At 57.5% G+C, this 17,845-nt stretch carries 14 protein-coding genes; 6 read left to right on the top strand and 8 right to left on the bottom strand.

Going from position 1 to position 17,845, the window contains the following annotated elements:
• Positions 1 to 34: 34 nt before the first annotated feature.
• The 3 genes from CEPID_RS08755 (at position 35) to CEPID_RS13660 (ending at position 2,779) form a co-directional block, all read left to right on the top strand.
• Complete coding sequence (locus CEPID_RS08755) at positions 35 to 1,297, top strand: alpha/beta fold hydrolase (protein ID WP_047240657.1); 1,263 nt, start codon at positions 35 to 37, stop codon at positions 1,295 to 1,297.
• 259 nt (positions 1,298 to 1,556) lie between these two features.
• Positions 1,557 to 2,591, top strand: coding sequence for a bile acid:sodium symporter family protein (locus tag CEPID_RS08750; protein ID WP_047240656.1), 1,035 nt, complete (start codon positions 1,557 to 1,559; stop codon positions 2,589 to 2,591).
• Between the two features lie 59 nt (positions 2,592 to 2,650).
• Positions 2,651 to 2,779 carry a hypothetical protein gene (locus tag CEPID_RS13660; RefSeq protein ID WP_269079456.1) on the top strand — a complete coding sequence of 43 codons (129 nt, stop codon included), beginning with the start codon at positions 2,651 to 2,653 and terminating at the stop codon, positions 2,777 to 2,779.
• 112 nt (positions 2,780 to 2,891) lie between these two features.
• Here the strand turns inward: CEPID_RS13660 and CEPID_RS08745 are convergent, their stop codons facing one another.
• From CEPID_RS08745 to CEPID_RS08730, 4 genes are read right to left on the bottom strand one after another with little or no spacing between them, the layout of a single operon-like run.
• Complete coding sequence (locus CEPID_RS08745) at positions 2,892 to 4,508, bottom strand: dipeptide ABC transporter ATP-binding protein (protein WP_407921622.1); 1,617 nt, start codon at positions 4,506 to 4,508, stop codon at positions 2,892 to 2,894.
• Positions 4,505 to 5,353, bottom strand: coding sequence for an ABC transporter permease (locus tag CEPID_RS08740; RefSeq protein ID WP_047240654.1), 849 nt, complete (start codon positions 5,351 to 5,353; stop codon positions 4,505 to 4,507). Before CEPID_RS08740 ends, CEPID_RS08745 begins: the two co-directional genes overlap by 4 nt.
• Positions 5,354 to 5,359: 6 nt before the next feature.
• Positions 5,360 to 6,295 carry an ABC transporter permease gene (locus CEPID_RS08735; protein WP_047240653.1) on the bottom strand — a complete coding sequence of 312 codons (936 nt, stop codon included), beginning with the start codon at positions 6,293 to 6,295 and terminating at the stop codon, positions 5,360 to 5,362.
• Positions 6,295 to 7,839, bottom strand: coding sequence for an ABC transporter substrate-binding protein (locus tag CEPID_RS08730; RefSeq protein ID WP_047240652.1), 1,545 nt, complete (start codon positions 7,837 to 7,839; stop codon positions 6,295 to 6,297). Before CEPID_RS08730 ends, CEPID_RS08735 begins: the two co-directional genes overlap by 1 nt.
• 120 nt (positions 7,840 to 7,959) lie before the next feature.
• Here CEPID_RS08730 and CEPID_RS08725 point away from each other — a divergent pair, with 120 nt between their 5' ends.
• Together CEPID_RS08725 and CEPID_RS08720 are read left to right on the top strand one after the other, a co-directional pair.
• Positions 7,960 to 8,511: a hypothetical protein gene (locus tag CEPID_RS08725; RefSeq protein WP_047240651.1), complete on the top strand. Its 552-nt coding sequence runs from the start codon at positions 7,960 to 7,962 to the stop codon at positions 8,509 to 8,511.
• 169 nt (positions 8,512 to 8,680) lie between these two features.
• Complete coding sequence (locus tag CEPID_RS08720; protein ID WP_047240650.1) at positions 8,681 to 10,552, top strand: BCCT family transporter; 1,872 nt, start codon at positions 8,681 to 8,683, stop codon at positions 10,550 to 10,552.
• 701 nt (positions 10,553 to 11,253) lie between these two features.
• Here the strand turns inward: CEPID_RS08720 and brnQ are convergent.
• Positions 11,254 to 12,642, bottom strand: coding sequence for a branched-chain amino acid transport system II carrier protein (gene brnQ, locus CEPID_RS08715; protein ID WP_047240649.1), 1,389 nt, complete (start codon positions 12,640 to 12,642; stop codon positions 11,254 to 11,256).
• 203 nt (positions 12,643 to 12,845) lie between these two features.
• Positions 12,846 to 14,693, bottom strand: coding sequence for an ABC transporter ATP-binding protein (locus tag CEPID_RS08710; RefSeq protein WP_047240648.1), 1,848 nt, complete (start codon positions 14,691 to 14,693; stop codon positions 12,846 to 12,848).
• A gap of 149 nt (positions 14,694 to 14,842) precedes the next feature.
• Here CEPID_RS08710 and CEPID_RS12525 point away from each other — a divergent pair, with 149 nt between their 5' ends.
• On the top strand, positions 14,843 to 15,403 hold the full coding sequence (locus CEPID_RS12525; protein WP_052843467.1) for a hypothetical protein: 561 nt from the start codon (positions 14,843 to 14,845) through the stop codon (positions 15,401 to 15,403).
• A 22-nt stretch (positions 15,404 to 15,425) separates the two neighbouring features.
• Here the strand turns inward: CEPID_RS12525 and crtI are convergent, their stop codons facing one another.
• Together crtI and CEPID_RS08695 are read right to left on the bottom strand one after the other, a co-directional pair.
• The gene (crtI, locus tag CEPID_RS08700; protein WP_047240647.1) at positions 15,426 to 16,940 is read right to left on the bottom strand and encodes a phytoene desaturase family protein; all 1,515 of its coding nucleotides are present in this window, start codon (positions 16,938 to 16,940) and stop codon (positions 15,426 to 15,428) included.
• The gene (locus CEPID_RS08695; protein WP_047240646.1) at positions 16,940 to 17,830 is read right to left on the bottom strand and encodes a phytoene/squalene synthase family protein; all 891 of its coding nucleotides are present in this window, start codon (positions 17,828 to 17,830) and stop codon (positions 16,940 to 16,942) included. The genes crtI and CEPID_RS08695 overlap by 1 nt, the downstream gene beginning before the upstream one ends.
• Between the last annotated feature and the right edge of the window lie 15 nt (positions 17,831 to 17,845).

Raw genomic sequence — 17,845 nt, 5'->3', positions numbered from 1 at the left:
CTTAAACACCGTTCAAGTGGCTATGCTTTAGAGCATGATTAGGCGCTTTGGACATGACATCATCGAACACACCCTGCAACTTCCCTGGGATCATTTCGCCCCAGTGCCAGGAGAAACAATCGAAGTCTTCGCCCGCGAAATCCGGCCATCTGGTGGGGCGGAGCTGCCGGTGGTGGTCTATCTCCAAGGCGGACCGGGGTTTCCCGCACCGCGACCGACTGCAGCCGACGGCGTGATCGGTGAATTCCTCAAGACTCACCGGGTGCTGCTCTTGGACCAGCGCGGGACTGGCCGCTCGAACAGAATTGACCAGCATTCGAAAGTAAGCTCCCGCCAGCTCGCCCTGCTACGCGCTGACCAGATCTGCGCCGATGCCGAAGCGTTCCGCGAGCATTTGGGCCTCAAGCGCTGGGACCTATTCGGGCAGAGCTTCGGCGGGTTTTGTATCACTGCCTATCTCTCGCGCTATCCGTCCTCGGTGGGCAGGGCTTTTCTCACGGGCGGGTTGCCGGCAGTAGGTGTGGACATCGATGACATCTACCGTGCCACCTATCGGGCGCTACAACGCCGTCACGACGCCTTCTACCACCAAATCCCCTTCGCCGAATCCCGGATCCGCGAGGTGTGCGCTCACCTGGACACCACGGCAGAAGTCTTGCCGACCGGCGAGCGCCTCACCTCACGCCGCTTCCGGACCATCGGCATTGAGCTGGGGCGCGGACATGGTTTTGACACCCTAGCCTACCTTTTGGAAGAACCATTCCGGACGCTGCGCGGGGAAAAGCGCCTGCGCAGCGACTTTCTCGCCGAAGTTGGCCGACGCGTAAGCTTTGCCGACGGCCCCCTTTACGCCACAATCCACGAATCCATTTACGCCTACCCCGGGGCAGCAACGCGCTGGTCAGCGCACCGGATCCGCGAGGAGATTCCGGGGTTCGAAGAAGATGCCGCCCCCCAAACAGCCGACAAGTTCTATCTCACCGGCGAGCACATTTTCCCCTGGCAGTTCGATGAAGATCCAGCGCTGCACGGGCTCAGCGAAGCGGCGAAGGAGCTCGCGGAACGTACAGATTTCCCGGAGCTCTACTCGCCGTCCGGGTTGGCCAGCGCCGAGACCGTGGCGGCAGCTGCCATCTATGCTGACGACATCTTCGTGCCATTTGGCTATTCTCGCAACACTGCCGAAATGTATCGTGACCTGCGCCCATATCTAACCAATCTCTTCCAACACGATGGAATTCGCCACGATGGCGCAGGCATCGTCCGCACGCTCAAAGGGCTTATCGACGACCACTAGGTGCCGGGTTTTCATTGTTGCTAGAACGTGCGCGAGGCCGACAATGCGGTGGCTTCGCGCAGTCTTTAGTAGTGGGGGTAATGAGGGCAAAGTCCTGGACAACGCCGTGAACGCTCCCTAGAGTAGTGACTTGTATCACGCCATCTCGTGAGGAACCCTAGTTTCGGCAATGACGCACGGCCCACCCTTAGCTGTGTTGAGTGATCGCCGCTAAAACGAAACGTCCCGACCGACCTGAGAAAGCTTCGGTGCTATCGCCATGCGTGACAATAGCCACATCACTCCCGGCCCTGCCCAATCTGCAGATGCATCTTCTGAAGATCGTTCCGCCACGCTTGCCGTGGCTGCTTTTCCACTAATTATTCTCGTGGGCGCAGTGGTCGCCTTCTTCTTCCCCGCGCCATTTGTTCCCATGGCGCAATACATCACTTACATGCTGATGGTGATTATGTTCACGATGGGGCTGACCTTGACGGTGCCCGATTTTCAAGAAATCCTTCGGCGACCAATACCGATTGTTATCGGTGTTCTCGCTCAGTTCATTGTCATGCCACTCGGGGCCGTCGCGGTAGCTAAGGCCTTCAACTTCAATCCCCAGCTCGCGGTCGGTCTCTTGATGTTGGGTTCCGTGCCCGGGGGAACGGCTTCAAACGTGATTGCGTATCTAGCTAAAGGCGATGTTGCGCTTTCCGTCGCGATGACCTCCGTGTCCACGATGCTTGCGCCCTTTGTCACCCCTCTGCTGATGCTGGGGCTCGCTGGAGCAGAAACCGATGTCAACGCCAGCGCCATGGCAATCAGCCTGATGAAATCCGTGCTGATTCCTGTCACCGCCGGTCTGGTGATCAACTTCTTCGCGGAACGCTGGGTGGCAAAAATCCTGCCTATCTTGCCGTGGCTGTCCATCTTCGCAATCCTGATGGTGGTGCTGCCCAATGTGGCAAAGAATTCCGCGAAGCTGGCGACCGTCGGATTGCTCGTCGTACTGGCCGTGATCCTGCATAACATGCTGGGCTACCTACTCGGATATGTCGCTGCTCGGGTGACTCGTCAGCCAGTGGAAGCGTGTCGCACCACCGCGATCGAGGTGGGAACCCAAAACTCAGGCCTGGCCACAGGCATGGCCGCCCAGTTCTTCTCAGCCGAAGCAGCGCTACCTTCGGCGGTGGCCAGTGTGCTGCACAATGTCAACGGGGCCATTTATGCTGCGCTGGTGCGCTGGCGGGCGAAGAGTGTCGAGCAGCAAGCGAAGGTGTCCCGACAGGAAACGGAGCGTGTCGCGGTGGACGTCTAGAAGTACGGCGCCTAAGCTGACAAGGAAAGAGATGCTGCTACCGGAGGAAAGGCCAAGCCATGGAGCGAGGGGAATTCCGCTTGTCTATTGCCGAGCTGGAACAATTTGAAGCTCTCACCGCAGAATTCGAAGTTAGCGAAGAGCGCGTCCTGGTAGCTAGCTCGCTTCGTAGGGTGTACGTCAGCTAGTACCCGCTTTTCCGCTCTCAACGACCGTTGTTTGCCTTTGAGATTGTTCAGTTTTGCGACTTTTGAGCAATCTCAAAGGAACTCGGTGTGGGTAAATAGGCGCCTCTAACTTTTAGGTAACGGCCTTCCCCGCAGGTTTTAGCGTGGGGATCGCCGCCAGCAGTTTCTTGGTGTAAGGATCCTTTGGCGCGCCATAAACGTCTCTAATCGACCCGCTCTCCACGATTTTCCCCTGCGACATCACCAGCACTTCGGTGCAGATTTCGCGGACGACGGACAGGTCGTGTGAGACAAAAATCATCGACAGTCCATAGGAATTGGCGAGGTCTTCCAGCAAATTCAGGATGACCGCGCGGGCGGACACGTCGAGGGCCGAAACAGGTTCGTCGGCAAGCAGGATGTCCGGGCGTACTGACAGAGCGCGGGCGATGGAAATGCGCTGGCGCTGACCGCCGGAGAATTCGTGTGGGTAGCGTTCCAAGCTGGACTCGGGGAGTCCAACCTCAACGAGTACTTCCCGGACGCGCTCCACCCGCTGAGCTGCAGATAACCCGGCGCGAGTGAGTGGTTCGGCGACGATATCGGCAATCCGCATCCGCGGATCAAGGGAAGAAAACGGATCTTGGAACACTATCGCGGTGGAGCCACTAACAGAGACCGTGCCTGAGCTCGGCTGGTCAAGCCCAGCGATCATACGCAGCAACGTAGTTTTTCCTGACCCGGAACCCCCCACGATGCCGAGGCGGGCGCGTTCGCGCAGCTCAAAAGACACCCCGTCTACAGCGACTGTGGCGGAGCGTCGGAAGAACCGCGAGTGGGAGTATTCCCGACGCAGATCGCTGCCAGACGCGATGACCCCACCCACTGCTGGTCGTTTCGGCTGCGCTAGCGCCACCCCCGGCGAATAAGTTCCGCTCGACGCTGATTTCACAGTGTAGAGCTGGGCGTTTTCATCACGAGCACGCAGATCAGAAGCCGCCATCAAGCCACGGGTATATTCGTGCTCCGGCGCATGCAATACTTTGTCCAACGGGCCGCGCTCAACGATGCGGCCGTCCTTCATCACCAGAATCTCTTCGCACACCTGGCTGACCAGAGCTAGGTCGTGGGTAATGAACAGTAGCGCAGCGTGGTGTTTGGCGGCGAGTTCGAGAATGAGTTCCACGATTTGCGCCTGTACCGTCACATCTAGCGCGGTGGTAGGTTCGTCGCATAGTAGCAGGTCTGGTTCGTTGGCCAGTGCCATTGCGATCAGCACGCGCTGGCGTTGCCCGCCGGAGAGTTGGTGCGGAAACTTGTCGAAGGTCGCCCCTGGATCCGGTAGTTGCACGTCCGCGAACAATTCCAAGACGCGTTCCCGCACGGCGTTTTTCGACGCATCGCTGTGAATCGTCACGGCCTCGGCAACTTGTTTGCCGACCGTCATGAGGGGATTTAGCGCCGTCATCGGTTCCTGGAAGATCATCGAGATCCGTCGGCCTCGGATACTAGCGAGTTGGCGCTCGGAAGCACCCAGCAGGGCGGTGCCATCAAAGGAAATGGTGCCGGTGGCGCTCAGGTTTGGCGGTAGCAAACCCATGATCGACAAGGCGGTCAATGACTTCCCGGACCCGGATTCCCCAATCAGGCCGACCCGCTGTCCAGGGGCAATGTCAAAGCAGATGTCTTGTACCACAGTCCGGCCCGAGTGGGTGGAAACGCGCAGGTTTTCAATGGTGAGCATGGTTATACCTCCAGCTCAGAGACGTTCACGGCGCGTTGCGCCTTCGGATCGAAGATGTCGCGGAGGCCGTCACCGGCAACATTGAAGCCAAACACCGTGATAGCGATAGTAAGACCTGGCCAGACCGCGAGCATCGGAGCCGAAGCAAGTGATGCTTGGGCGTTTTGGAGGAGTCGCCCCCACGACGGCTCGGGTGGGGGAGTGCCGAGGCCCAGGAAAGACAACGCAGCTTCCGCAAGGATGGCCAGCGCGAATGCCACGCTTGACTGCACAATGAGCATGCCCATGATGTTCGGCAGTACGTGCTTGATAGCGATGCGCCAGCCGGGCAGCCGGGCGCTGGTGGCGGCCAAGATGAAATCCTTACTCATCACTTGCCGGGTGCCGGCGCGGGCGACCCGAGCAAAGGAAGGGATGGAGGCAACCCCGATGGCCACCATCGCGGTGGTCGTCGACGTGCCAAACATCGCGCCAGTGATAATTGCTAGTAGGAGGGCAGGAAACGCCAACATGACGTCGGAAATGCGCATGATAAGCCGGTCAGCCCAGCCGCCCTTCATGCCCGCGAACACTCCGAGTGGGGTGCCCAACGTGGCCGCGATTCCCACTGCCACCACCCCGACCAACAGCGTGATACGCGACCCAGCCATCATTTGGGAAAAAACGTCTCGCCCGTAGCGATCGGTGCCCATCAAATGACGAAACGAGGAGCCTTGCAAGCGGTCGGCGGGGATGGCGTGGATTGGGTCGTAAGGGGTCCACACGAAGGAAACCAGCGCCGCGATGATGACGGTTGCGACGATAACCAGCCCGATCAGTCCGGTGGTGGAAATGTTCTTTGCCTTCTGCATCACAAGCTAAGCCTTCTTTCGCAACCGGGGATCGATGATGAGCGTGGCCACATCGACGAGCATATTGACCAACAAAGTAAACAAAACAAGCAGCATGACGATGGTTTGCACCGCGATGATGTCTCGGTTGACCACCGAATCCAGCAGCAGGGAGCCGAGGCCTGGGATCGTGAACACGCGCTCGATCACCACGGCACCGACGACCAGGGTGGATAGTTGCATCCCCAGCACGGTGAGGACCGGGATCGCGGCATTGCGCATACCATGACGAACCAGTGCTTGAGTCGTCGTGAGCCCCTTCGCCCGAGCGGTGCGGAGGAAGTCGTCGCTGATGATCTCGAGTACCGCCGAGCGTACGTAGCGCGTCGATATTGCTGCCTGTACGGCTGCGAGGGCGCCCACGGGGAGCACCAGGCGTTTAAAGAATCCACCGAAGTCATATCCCGGCGGCACCCAGCCGTTGGCAGGTAGCCAGCCCAGGTTCACCGAAAACACCGAGACCAGCAGGATAGCCGCCAAGAAGGATGGCACGGCGATACCAACTTGGACCACTGCTGAGATGATGATGCCGTCGGCGTGGCGGTTGCGTAGGGCCGCCCACATCCCCAAAGGTATCGCGACGATCACAGCTACCAGCATGGATAGGCTGACCACGATGAGGGATACCTGCATGCGGTCGGTGATGATGGGGGAAAGTTGAGCGCCGGAGGTGAGGGAGATCCCGAAGTCACCGCGCAAGAGTCCGAGGATCCAGTCCCAGTATTGGTTCCATAGTGGTTGGTCGGTGCCGAGCTGGGCGCGCTTGGCCGCAAGTGTTTCGGGGGTGGCTGTTACGCCAAGGGCAATTTCTGCGGGGTCACCAGGGATGATGCGGAGCAAAGTGAATACCACCACCGAAGCTGCCCAGACTGTCAGCACGTAACGAAACAGCGTCTTCAGCATTAGTGCTGTGGTCCTTTCTTGGCGATGACCTTCAGGTTTAGGCCGTCGGTACGCACATTCGGGTCGATCCCGGCGATGTTGTCGCGGGCCACGACGATGTTCGGGAAATTGAACAGGGTATCCGCGGCTGCGTCGGCCATGATGGTGTCGACAGCCTCCGCCATGAACTTCTCATAGTCTTCAGGGGAACCGCTGTCAGCTGCCTGGAGCGCTGCCACAACCTCGGGAGAGTTGTAGCCCAGGTAGTAGTCCGGGTTGCCGAACAGCGTTGGTATGTCGCGGGGCTCGACATGCGCGATGATCGACATGTCGTAGTCCTTGCCTTTGAGGACCTTGGACAACCAGACCGCCGGGAATTCAGTGGACTCGATCGTGACATCGAGGCCGACGTCGCGAAGCTGCGAGACCACAATCTCGGAAATTGCCGAGGTGTACGGCAGCGAGGGCACGGAGAAGACTATCTTATTGTTTGTCTCGTTGATCCCGGCTTCTTTGAGCAGTTGACGTGCCTTTTCCGGGTCGAAAGGATAAGCGGTGGACGGCTCAAACCAAGGATCGGTTGGAGGTACCGGCACACCGCCGGTGTCGGTGCCGTAGCCGTCCCACGCCGTGTCGATCACAGCCTGCCGGTCAATCGCGTACATCACGGCTTGGCGAACGCGCGGGTCCGTAAACGGAGCGCGCTTGTTATTCATCGACAACAAAACTTCGCCGTTCGAGGTACCCACTTGTACGTGGTAACCCCCGCGCGCGGTCAACGGGCGGATGAGCTCTGGCGACTGCATCGCCCACACGACGTCGACATCACCCGATTGCAGGGCGTTGGTGGCGCCGACGGCGTCGGAAAAGTATCGAATTGCCGCAGTGCGATTCTCCGGCGCAGCCCCCCAATAATCCTCGCGAGCGCTAAAAGTCAGCGACTGTCCAATCGCCCATTGCTCCACCACGTAGGGGCCGGTCCCGACCGGGTCCGTGGCCAGCTTATCGACGCCGTTTGGCGTCATCATCGCGCCGACGAACGTAGCCATCGAAAACAACCACTGGTTACTCGGCTTGCTCAGCGTCACCTTAAGGGTGTGTTCGTCGATAGCTTCTGTGGCTGCTACCGGCTTCATCTGGGCCTTAAGTCCGTTCGTCCAGGCGTCACCTTTCACCCGGTCGATGGAGAATTTCGCGGTCTCCGCAGTGAAAGCATCGCCGTTGGAGAACTTCACTCCGGGGCGGAGATGGAAGGTGTATTCGGTGCGTTCGGGGTTGGTTTCCCACGATTCCGCCAGCCACGGCTGGATCTCGCCGTGCTCGTCAACGCGGACCAACGATTCATAGACATTGATCATCAGTGCGCCAGGAATTGCTGCGCCTGCAGTGCGCGTGAAGTCGAGGGAGGCCGGCGGGCCGAAGCTTGCTACCACCACGGCGTCGGAATCAGCAATGCGTCCCACCCGGGTGGCGGTCGACCCTGCGGAGCACGCAGTGACAGTAAGCAGCCCGACACACGTGATCAGAGCACTGATTTTGGTTCGCTGAGGAAACTTTTCCCACATGCCCTGCAAATATAGTGGGTGAAGCTACCTGGATAACAATTTTAGGAAAACTATATCCTTTGGCGAGCTTTCGGTTCGTACAACTCGAATTTCCACATCCGTGCTTTAGACTAATGCGCTGTGACCGAAATCCGCATCAAATCTCAGTTGAAAGCTTTGCTGACCTCGAAAGTAGCAAAGGCCTGCCTGATCGTGGTTGCGATTTTGGTGCCGCTGGCTTGGGTTTTGTATTCCGCTCGACAATCTGCGACTTCTGAGCTGATGAGCACCCTCTTTACGGTGGGCCTGGCTGCGCCGGGGGCTGGGATTGCCACAGCAATTTTTGGTCTCGCCCGTTACGTGCTGCGGGGGAGAAAAGTGCGGTTGCGGATTGGCGAGCGAGTGCGTATTCCGCGCTCCGGGATCGATTTCCGGGTGGAGGATCTGGGCGTGGTCCAGCTTTTTACCTATCGCTCACGTGCCTTCATGGCCCTCATACCGGCCCATATTTCGGAGCAGTTGAGCGCGGCGAGTCTCGGCGACGGCTCTCACTCGCTTGGCCCCTATGTAGTGGAATTTCCTGTTGGGTCGAATATGAAGACGTTCGAGGTAGCGGAAAAACTACAGGAAACTTACCCATCTGTGAAGGTGGAAAAGATTGGGGCAGTGGCAGCCATGCAGGAAATCTGGTGACGCCACACGCTGCCGAAAGCCCTGATTTGCATACCTAGGCCTTAAATCACAAATGTATAACACGTTGATTAAAAACTTGTTAGCTTCCCATTCTCCGTAGCAGTAATGCAGCCCAGTTTCCGTAATCTTAAATAGTTCATGTCCAACGAATAGGAAGAACTTAACTGTTATGGCTGCAGAAAGTACTGCACAGCCTGTTAGTACCACGATTGTGGACGACCAGGAACCCGTTAATCCCAACGAAAAGCGTTTCCTAGGGTTAAAGACGGATCCCGTCATTTTTCTCGTTTCCGCTGGCTTCATTTTGGCCTTCGTCCTCGCAACTATCATTTTGGGTGAAACCGCGAAGAACTTCTTCACTGGTGTCGCAGGCTGGTTGCTGACCAACCTGGGCTGGATGTATATCGGTGGTGTCTCCCTCGCATTCATTTTCTTGATCGCCGTTTTCGTCTCGCGTTATGGTTCAGTTCGCTTGGGTGACGACGACGATGAACCGGAATACTCCCTCCCGGTATGGTTCGCCATGCTCTTTGCTGGCGGCACTGGGGCGGTACTGATGTTCTGGGGAGTCGCAGAGCCGATCAACCATTACTACAACGTCCCCCGCAAGGACGCAGACTCGATGACACAGGAAGCAGCCCGCGAGGCGATGGCTTTCACCTTCTATCACTTCGGTCTGCACATGTGGGTCATCATGGTGGTCCCCGGTTTGGCGCTGGGATACTTCATTTACAAGCGCAAGCTTCCCGCGCGACTGTCGTCGGTATTTGCCCCGCTGCTCGGCGCGAAAATCTACTCGACCCCAGGCAAACTCATTGATGCCCTCGCCATCATTGGTACGGTATTCGGCATCGCTGTTTCCGTCGGTTTGGGTGTGCTGCAGATTAACGCTGGTATGCACAAGCTCTGGGGTGTTCCTGAGATCTCCTGGATTCAAATGGCCATCCTGATGCTCATTACCGTTGTGGCGTGCATCTCGGTGGCATCGGGCCTGGATAAAGGCATTAAAATTTTGTCCAATACCAACATCGCGATGGCCGTCTTGTTCATGATCTTTGTGCTGGTCACCGGACCGACCTTGTCGTTGCTGCGCGCGACTGTCGAAGCCTTTGGCATTTACGCTGACGAGCTGCCATCGTTGATGTTCTGGACGGATTCTTTCGACCAAAACCCAGGCTGGCAGGGCAAGTGGACCGCCTTCTACTGGGCTTGGACGATGTGCTGGTCGCCTTTTGTGGGGCTGTTTGTCGCGCGTATTTCCCGTGGCCGCACGGTCCGCGAGTTCATCGCCGGTGTGCTTGCCTTGCCGACGATCTTCGCGATCATCTGGTTCGCAATCTTTGGCCGTGCCGGCCTGGAGTTGGAACTTAATGAGCCCGGATTCTTGACTCAACCGGTAGTGGTGGAAGGCGACGTGCCAGCGGCGCTATTTAAGTTCCTCGAGGCATATCCGCTTACTGCGATTATGGGGCCATTCGCCTTGGCGATCGTGATCATCTTCTTTATCACTTCCATCGACTCCGCGGCGATGGTCAACGACATGATTGCCACGGGCGAAGAAAACAAGGCGCCGACCAGCTACCGCATCTTGTGGGCGGTGCTCATCGGTGCGGTTGCCGGCGCGCTGTTGCTGATCTCCCCTAATGCTGGCATCGCCACACTGCAAGAGGTGGTCATCATTGTCGCGCTGCCGTTCTTTGTCATGCAGTTTTTGATGATGTTTTCGCTCGTGAAAGGCATGAGCGATGATTCTGCCGCGCGCCGTCGCACCCGCACCCGTCAGTGGCAAAAGACTGATACTCCAGAAAAGCTCGAGGCTCACGAGTCCCAACCCGCGCCGGGTTACGACGAAGACGGTAACGAGCTGCCAGTCCTGGAAGTCACCTATGACGAGGAAGGCCGCATTGTTATCCCTGGTGATGTCGTGATTGACGGCAACCTTGGGGTGGTAGGCGATGTCGATGAAGATCCCCTGAACGAAGTCGGACAACCGCCACACCGAGTGATTGAATCCTCGGTACCGAAGGGGCAAAACGACTAGGTAGCCACAACTCAAGTACCAGCACGAAATCGGGGTCGAGTATTGCTCCCTGCAGAGCGATCGCCGACCCCGCCACGTTTACTACCGTGTTTTACCCTCGTGGCGGGGTGGGTTGGTGTTCGAAACCGCCCCACCTGCCCAGTGTGTGCTGGGCAGGTGAAGAAATGCTTGCGGTGGAGCGGTGAAACCTATAGCTCTGTTTCCCGTCGCCTCAACGAACGCGCCGGCATTCCGCTAGGTCTACGACTGGAATTTAGCTATGTCGTTTGCTGCGATCTCGGCGAGAGCTGGTGTCACCGCGAGGGAAACGACGCGCTCAGATCAGTCGCCGTCTTGCCCCAAGCCACAGGAGCTGGTTGACCAGCTTGCTTGTGGCCGCGCTTTGCCGACTGGGCGCACACTTGTTTACTTATCCCTGTTTTCCGAGGGCTCTCCTAGCTGCTTCCGGGGCTGCACAGGTGCTAGTCAGTACTTCCGTGGTAGTACTCCTACCTAGATCAGAGAATTTGGACGAAAAAACGCCCACAGAGGTAGTACTCCTATTTTGGAAGTACGACCTAGCACGTGTGCAGCAAATCCGCACCGCACAGCCGACAACACATCGAAACCGAACACACATTTCTTTACTTAAACCTCGAAACCCGCTACCGCTGGTGCTCAAACCAGCGGTAGCGGGTAAATTCTTAGCTGGGGCAGAAGTCTTAAGCGGAGGTGTCAACAGTCATTTCAGTGGCACCAGCTCGGGCAACAACCTCTTGCTTGGGGCGTGCGAAATCGATTGCCAGGCCGATGATGAAAGCCACGAAAGTAGGCAACGCCCAACCCAGATCAAGTTTGTGCATTGGCGACCAGCTGATGAGCGGCTCGATCACGTCGGAACCCCAGCCTAGCGAGTTGAAGCTCATCAACGCAGCCCAAATCAGGGCCACGTGCAGGCTGAGCATGAATGACATGTTGATGCGGCGACCAAACAGCGGCTCGATCAAGGTCAACGCGATGAGGGTGATCGCAGCAGGGTAAAGGAAGCCGATGATCGGACCAGCAATCGACAGCACCGTCTGGAGCCCCATCGTAGAAATCACCATAGCGATGAGGGAAAAGACCACAGCCCACGTGCGGTAGGAGATACCTGGCATCAGGTGGTTGAAGAACTCAGAGGTAGCACCGATCAAGCCGACCGAGGTGGTGATGCAGGCTAGCAAAACGATGGCGCCGAAGACGATCATGCCTGGTTCGCCCATCGTTAGCCGGGCGGCGTCGGTAAGCAAGTCGGCGCCGTTGGCGTACTTGCTTGGCTCCGGGATGACCTGTCCGACCATGCCTAGACCGACGTAAATCAGCGCCAACAGAACACCGGCCACGATGCCCGCCATGCTCACGCCTCGCACAAGGGACCCGCCCTCCTTGAAGCCCTTGTACTTCAGGGAGTTCACCACGACGATGCCGAATGCTAGTGCAGCCAGGGAGTCCATGGTGAGGTAGCCCTCGACCAAGCCGGTAGCCAATGGGTTGCCAGCGTACTTTTCCGAGGCAGCCCCTGGGGTGCCACCCAGATTAAAGAAGGACAGCGTGATCAACAGGATCAGCAGGATAACCAGCATTGGGGTCAGGATCTTGCCCAAGCGGTCCACCAGACCGTCCGGGTTGAAAGCCAACCACAACGATACGCCGAAGAACACCGCAGAGAAGATCACCTTGGCCATGGTGGAATCCCAACCGGTGATCGGGGTTATTGCAGTGGAAAAGCTCACCACACCTGTGCGGGGCAGGGCGTAGAAACAGCCGATGGATAGGTAGACAGCTACCGGAAACAGCAGGCCGAAGGCCGGTCCACCACGACGGGCGAGGTCTTGGACATTGTTTCCGGTGATTGCCACTGCAATGACCGCGACCACTGGGATCGCAGCGCCAGTAATGAGGAATCCGATGATGGCAGGTCCATAGCCGTGGCCAGCTTGCACGCCGAGCATCGGTGGGAAAATGAGGTTACCGGCTCCGAAGAACATCGAAAACAGCATCAGGCTGGCTGCGATAACAGTGGAGATTCGTTGATTCTTATTCGGGGATACCGAAGTTTCGGCTGCGGTCATGAGTAAACCTTTCACGAGGTGTTCGCGCTTAAATTGCTAGTCGCGCCCACCGGGTGAGTGTGCGATAGCTGGAGAGAGATGTGGTGAAGCCAAGCCAGTCAGCCGGTGGTGGTGGCTAAGTCAGCGTGGACCCTAGTTATGTGGTTTGTTCTCATAGTGTAAGACGAACGAGGCAATTTTGGGAAATCGTTTCCCAAAAAAATTCACTGTTGGAATCCGAAAGCCTGCAGGCGCTTGCGATTCTCCGCCGAATCACTGGCCGTCAATGCCAGCAACTCGGCGTAAATTCCACCGGACTGTGCCAGCTCGGCAGGCGTACCGACCTCATCGACCCGACCGTCGCGCAGCGTGACGATGGTGTCCACCGAGGCGATCGTCGACAAGCGGTGCGCAATGATCAGTGTGGTGCGGTTGTGCATCAGTTCGTCAAGCCCCTTTTGCACTGCGCGCTCCGCCTTCGTATCGAGTGCCGAGGTCGCCTCATCGAGAACGAGCACAGGCGCATCCTTCAAAATCGCGCGCGCAACTGCCACGCGCTGCTTCTGGCCCCCGGACAGCCGAAGGCCGCGTTCACCAATCAACGTGTCGTATCCATCAGGGAACTTTGTAATGAACTCGTGGGCATTTGCGCGGCGGGCTGCCTCTTCGATTTCGGCATCGCTTGCCGACGGCCGGGCGTAGGCAATGTTTTCGCGAATGGTGCCCGAAAACAGCGCAGCTTCCTGGAAGACCACACCTACTGAAGCTCGCAGCTTGGCATTATCCAAGGAATCCACATCATGTCCACAGACCAGCATGCTGCCCGAACCTGGACGGTACAGGCCGAGTAGCAGATTCACCAGAGTTGACTTACCACCGCCGGATTCACCAACGAGAGCCACACGTTGTCCCTGCTGCGCAGCGAACGTGACCCCATGGATAACCTGCTCGTTATCCGAGTAGGAGAAACTGACATTGTCAAAGGCAATCACGGGCTTGCCAGGCAACGGCTGAAGTGGAACTACTTCGGTGTCATCTAGCTGTGGGGTCGTGGGGGCGGTTGCTGCCGTGACTAGTTGTGGGTTCGCAGTATGCTCAGGTATTTCGGCCATCACTGCGAAGAATTCTTTCGAGCCCGTCACGGCCCGCTGGGCGGTATCCACCAAGTAGCTCATCATGAAAACTGGTTGCTTTGCCATATTCACCAGTTGGAGCAACATCACCATGTCGCCGAGCGAGAAGTGGCCGTGCAGGGTGCGGAAGAACAACAGAGCGTAGATGCCGAAGAAAATCACATTTAGTGCGCCGCCGCGCGCGAAGTCCATCCAGTGCCAATAGCGAGATTGAACTCGGGTGGTAGCTACGCCAGAGTTATAGCGGGTGCCGAACCCCAACAATTCGCGAACTTCTGCCACGAAAGACTTCACTACCTTGACCTGGCTGACTACTTCGGCAAAGCGTCCACCGGCTGCGTCGATTTGCTCATTCTTGTCCTTTTCCCACACCTGCCACCGCTTGGAAGTGATGGCTGTCAGCCACATATAGAGCGGGAAGATCACCGCTAACAACAGCGCTAGTGGCCAGTAATACCAGGCAGAAATCACCAAAACGGCGGTGGTGGTGATCAGCATGGAGAAGAAGTTATTGGAAAACGCCTGCACAAACTGGGTAATGGAGGTGATGGACCGCTCCAACCTGGAGATGATCGTGCCGGTGACTTGGTTGTCGAAATAGCGTTGGGGCAGTGAGAGTAATTTGGCAAAATAGCGGGTGGACAAAATCTGTCGCATCCGGAAGGACATGACATCTCCCACATATCCACCAATGTTATGGACGGCGGTGTGCGAGATCTCGGCGACGAGCAATCCAACTGCGAGCCAAATCAAGGTCTTTGAAACCGCGGCGGCGGTGGTTTCCCCACTGACGGTGTCCACGATGAGGTTGGTCGCACTACGCAAAATGAACGGTGTGACCAGTGCTAATGCCGCGACCGTCGTCGAGGTAACCACGACCAGTAGATAGTACGGCCACAATGCCTTGGTCGTTTTGAGGATGCGGGCAAAGGAATTCATCGATGTCCTAACCGAAGTGGGTTGAGTTGACGTAGCTACAATAAGGGACAACGCCAAAGTTTTCCCAGCCGGAGGTCACTGAAGGGACCAACTGGGAAAACTCGGAACCGAGAAAACGACCTATCCGCTTGCTTTTTAAAAAAGATTCGATGACGGTGACTGACGTGAAGACCACCCCAAAACGTGCCACGACTAGCTGGGCAGTGCTTGCAGCCTTAATCCTGCTACCCACATTGAGTGGCTGTTCTCAGATCGGCCATCTGATTGCTGGGGAGGATCCGACCAACGCTACCAAGCAGGAAAAAGTGGAAGTCACCGAAACTCCGAAGCCTAGTTTCGTTGCCCAGCAAGTGCCACAAAAGACTGGCCAAAAGCCGGGGAGCGTGGCCAAGGACGATGGTCTCAATGTGGAATGGAAAATTCTTGCCGCCAACAACGGTCCTACCGGAGGCACGCAGTTTAAGGTCCTGGTGAAAAATCTGGATCTCAATGTTGCGGTTCCAGCAGAGGAGATCAACAAGTTCCACCTGGCTATCCCAGGTAATGGTGATGTCCCGCGCCAAAAGGCCGAAGATGAGGGCCTGGACCTTCCGCTTGGCCCGGGAGCTTCGACAGTTATCAATGTCAGCTTCAACACCAGCCCGTACAATCTTTCGAACTCCAAGCTAACCCTGGGCAACGTTGTTTTTGAAGGTTACCTGAACCTCTAGACCTTTTTCCCAGCGTGGCAAGCTAGTCGCGTCGTAGCTTGCCTTCCTCTTTCAGCCGAGTGACTACATTTTCCGCTGAGATCAGGCACATGGGGAGGCCAACCCCGGGGACAGTCGTCGCGCCCGCAAAATAGAGGCCATCGACTTTTTTGGATGCGTTGCGCCCGCGCAGAAACGCCGACTGCCACAGCGTGTGGGCAAGCCCAATGGCATTGCCACGCCAGGCGTGATATTCGCGATGAAAATCCGTGGGGCCCAAGGTGTGCCGAACCATGATGTTGTCCGCAAGCGCAGCACCGGTGCGCTCCTCGATGAGCGAAATGACCGCATCGACGATTGTCTCCACTTGCGGGCTTCCTCCCGACCCAAAGTGCTCATCGGCCTGCACCGGGATCAGAATGAAGATGTTGGAACAGCCTTCAGGGGCAACCGAGGGGTCCGTGGCAGAATTCTTACACACATAAACCGAGCGTGAAAAGTCATGCGCGGTACCAGACGCTGTCGGCGCGATAGCGGCAAAGTCTCGCTCCCAATCTGCGCTCAAAATCAACTGGTGATGCACTAATTCCGGCAGCTCGCCTTGCACCCCAAGACAGGCAACGATGCAAGAAATGCCCGGGTCTTTGCGACGCCAACTGCGTACGCTCCACAGTTGCTTCGGCAAGAGGTCGCGCTCGGTATGATGCAGGTCCGCACCGGAGACAACAATGTCTGCCGGGATGTGTCCATCCGGAGTACGCACCCCGGTGACCTGGGTTCGACCCTTGGGGCCAGGTTGAGTGCTAATTCCCAGCGCGGGCGTATTCGTGCGGATGTGGACCCCTTGTTCGACGGCGAGTTGGGTGAGGGCGTCGACAAGCTTGCGGAAGCCCCCGCGCGGGTATCGCACTTGGTCAACCAGGTCCGTTGCGGAGAGCAAGTGATACATCGCTGGAGTGCGACGCGGTGTGGAGGACAAAAATACCGCCGGGTACTGCAGAATTTGCCGGATTCGCCTATCTGAAAAATCACGTTCCACCCAGGACTGCAACGATCGTGCCAGCAAACTAATCAGCGGTCCAAACTGGGGCAGCACTTCGCGGTTAATAAACGGGGCGGGGGTGCGGAACGTGGTGTAGAGAAAGCGTCGTAACGCGATGTCATAGGTGTGCTGCGCGGAGGCGAGGTACTTGCGGGTAGTTGCCGCGCTGCCCGGCTCAAGCTGGGCAAACAGCTTTTCGACGTTTTCGATTCCCGATTCCACATCAACCGGAGCGAATCCTTCGCTAAAGACTCGGTAGGCCGGGCTGAGTGGCACCAGGTCGAGGTGTTCTTCGGTGCTGGTGCCCAATTGCGCGAAGAAGCGATCAAAGGCATCGGGCATGAGGTACCAGCTTGGGCCGGTATCGAAGTGAAATCCGTCTTGGTCGTGCATGCCGACGCGTCCGCCGAGAAGATCATTCTTTTCAATGAGCGTGACTTCAAGGCCAGCCCGTCCTAGGAGAGCTGCGGTGGCGAGGCCGGCGACCCCACCTCCGATGACAACTGCGGTGGTCATTATTGTTCCTTCAAACGTGGTGCTAGGGTAGCGGCGCGAGCGGTGAGGAGTAACTTGCGGGAGGCGGAAACACGCACTCGGGTGTGCTCGATTTCGCTGATCGAGGCCGCGTCCAGAAGATCGGTCAGCTCTGAAAACAGCAGGTAGGCCGAGAGTACGCCGGTGCGGGCGCTCAGCGGTAAGTTGCCCAAGCTGCGGTACGCCACCGAAAGATCCCGCCGGATCCCAGCAATAAAAGTTGCTTTGGATTCTGGGGTGAGCGAAATGTATTGGCGGCCAAGTGCGGTGGAATCGATGTGGTAATCGCGCAAGAAATTGATCTTTTGAAAAGCACGCCCTAGGGCTTTCGCCCCGAGGTCGCAATTGGCGTGCACACGTGGCGAGAGTGGATGGTCCGCCGTGAAGATAGCCAGGCACATGAGGCCAATGACTTCGGCGGATCCGTAGATGTATTTCGATAATGATTCTTCGGTGTGTTGGGCTGGGGAGATATCGGCGCGCATGGATGCGAAGAAGGCGTCGATATGCTCTGGGTTGAGCTGGCAGTGCCGTGCAGTGGTAGCGAATGAATGTAGCACGGGGTTGGTGGAAAAGCCGGTGCGGATCGCTTCGTGGACCTCAGCGTGGAACCGCGTGAGAATCTCCTCGGCCTGGCGCGGGCTGAGACCGGCCCCCTCCGCCACACCATCAACGATCTCATCGGCGATGCGGACCATAGCGTAGAGGTTGCGGATATCTGTGCGCATCCGGGGTGGAAGCGCATGGGAGGCCAACGCAAAAGAGGTGGAATAGTGCTCGATAATCTGTGCCGAGGCAGCGGCTGTCGCGTACCGGAATTCTTCTAGTGCTGACCGTGAGGTCTGCCAGGATTGGGCACGAAGAAATTTCATACACTCCATAATCTC

Origin of the sequence: Corynebacterium epidermidicanis, from assembly GCF_001021025.1 — a bacterium.
Taxonomy (GTDB): domain Bacteria; phylum Actinomycetota; class Actinomycetes; order Mycobacteriales; family Mycobacteriaceae; genus Corynebacterium; species Corynebacterium epidermidicanis.
Note: the sequence above shows the minus strand (reverse complement) of the source record. Positions and strands in the feature narration are given on the sequence as shown.

Coding starts and splice junctions, on each gene's coding strand:
- CEPID_RS08755 (WP_047240657.1), top strand. CDS start 35: ATGATTAGGCGCTTTGGACATGACATCATCGAACACACCCTGCAACTT.
- CEPID_RS08750 (WP_047240656.1), top strand. CDS start 1,557: ATGCGTGACAATAGCCACATCACTCCCGGCCCTGCCCAATCTGCAGAT.
- CEPID_RS13660 (WP_269079456.1), top strand. CDS start 2,651: ATGGAGCGAGGGGAATTCCGCTTGTCTATTGCCGAGCTGGAACAATTT.
- CEPID_RS08740 (WP_047240654.1), bottom strand. CDS start 5,353: ATGCAGAAGGCAAAGAACATTTCCACCACCGGACTGATCGGGCTGGTT.
- CEPID_RS08735 (WP_047240653.1), bottom strand. CDS start 6,295: ATGCTGAAGACGCTGTTTCGTTACGTGCTGACAGTCTGGGCAGCTTCG.
- CEPID_RS08730 (WP_047240652.1), bottom strand. CDS start 7,839: ATGTGGGAAAAGTTTCCTCAGCGAACCAAAATCAGTGCTCTGATCACG.
- CEPID_RS08720 (WP_047240650.1), top strand. CDS start 8,681: ATGGCTGCAGAAAGTACTGCACAGCCTGTTAGTACCACGATTGTGGAC.
- brnQ (WP_047240649.1), bottom strand. CDS start 12,642: ATGACCGCAGCCGAAACTTCGGTATCCCCGAATAAGAATCAACGAATC.
- CEPID_RS08710 (WP_047240648.1), bottom strand. CDS start 14,693: ATGAATTCCTTTGCCCGCATCCTCAAAACGACCAAGGCATTGTGGCCG.
- CEPID_RS12525 (WP_052843467.1), top strand. CDS start 14,843: ATGACGGTGACTGACGTGAAGACCACCCCAAAACGTGCCACGACTAGC.
- crtI (WP_047240647.1), bottom strand. CDS start 16,940: ATGACCACCGCAGTTGTCATCGGAGGTGGGGTCGCCGGCCTCGCCACC.
- CEPID_RS08695 (WP_047240646.1), bottom strand. CDS start 17,830: ATGAAATTTCTTCGTGCCCAATCCTGGCAGACCTCACGGTCAGCACTA.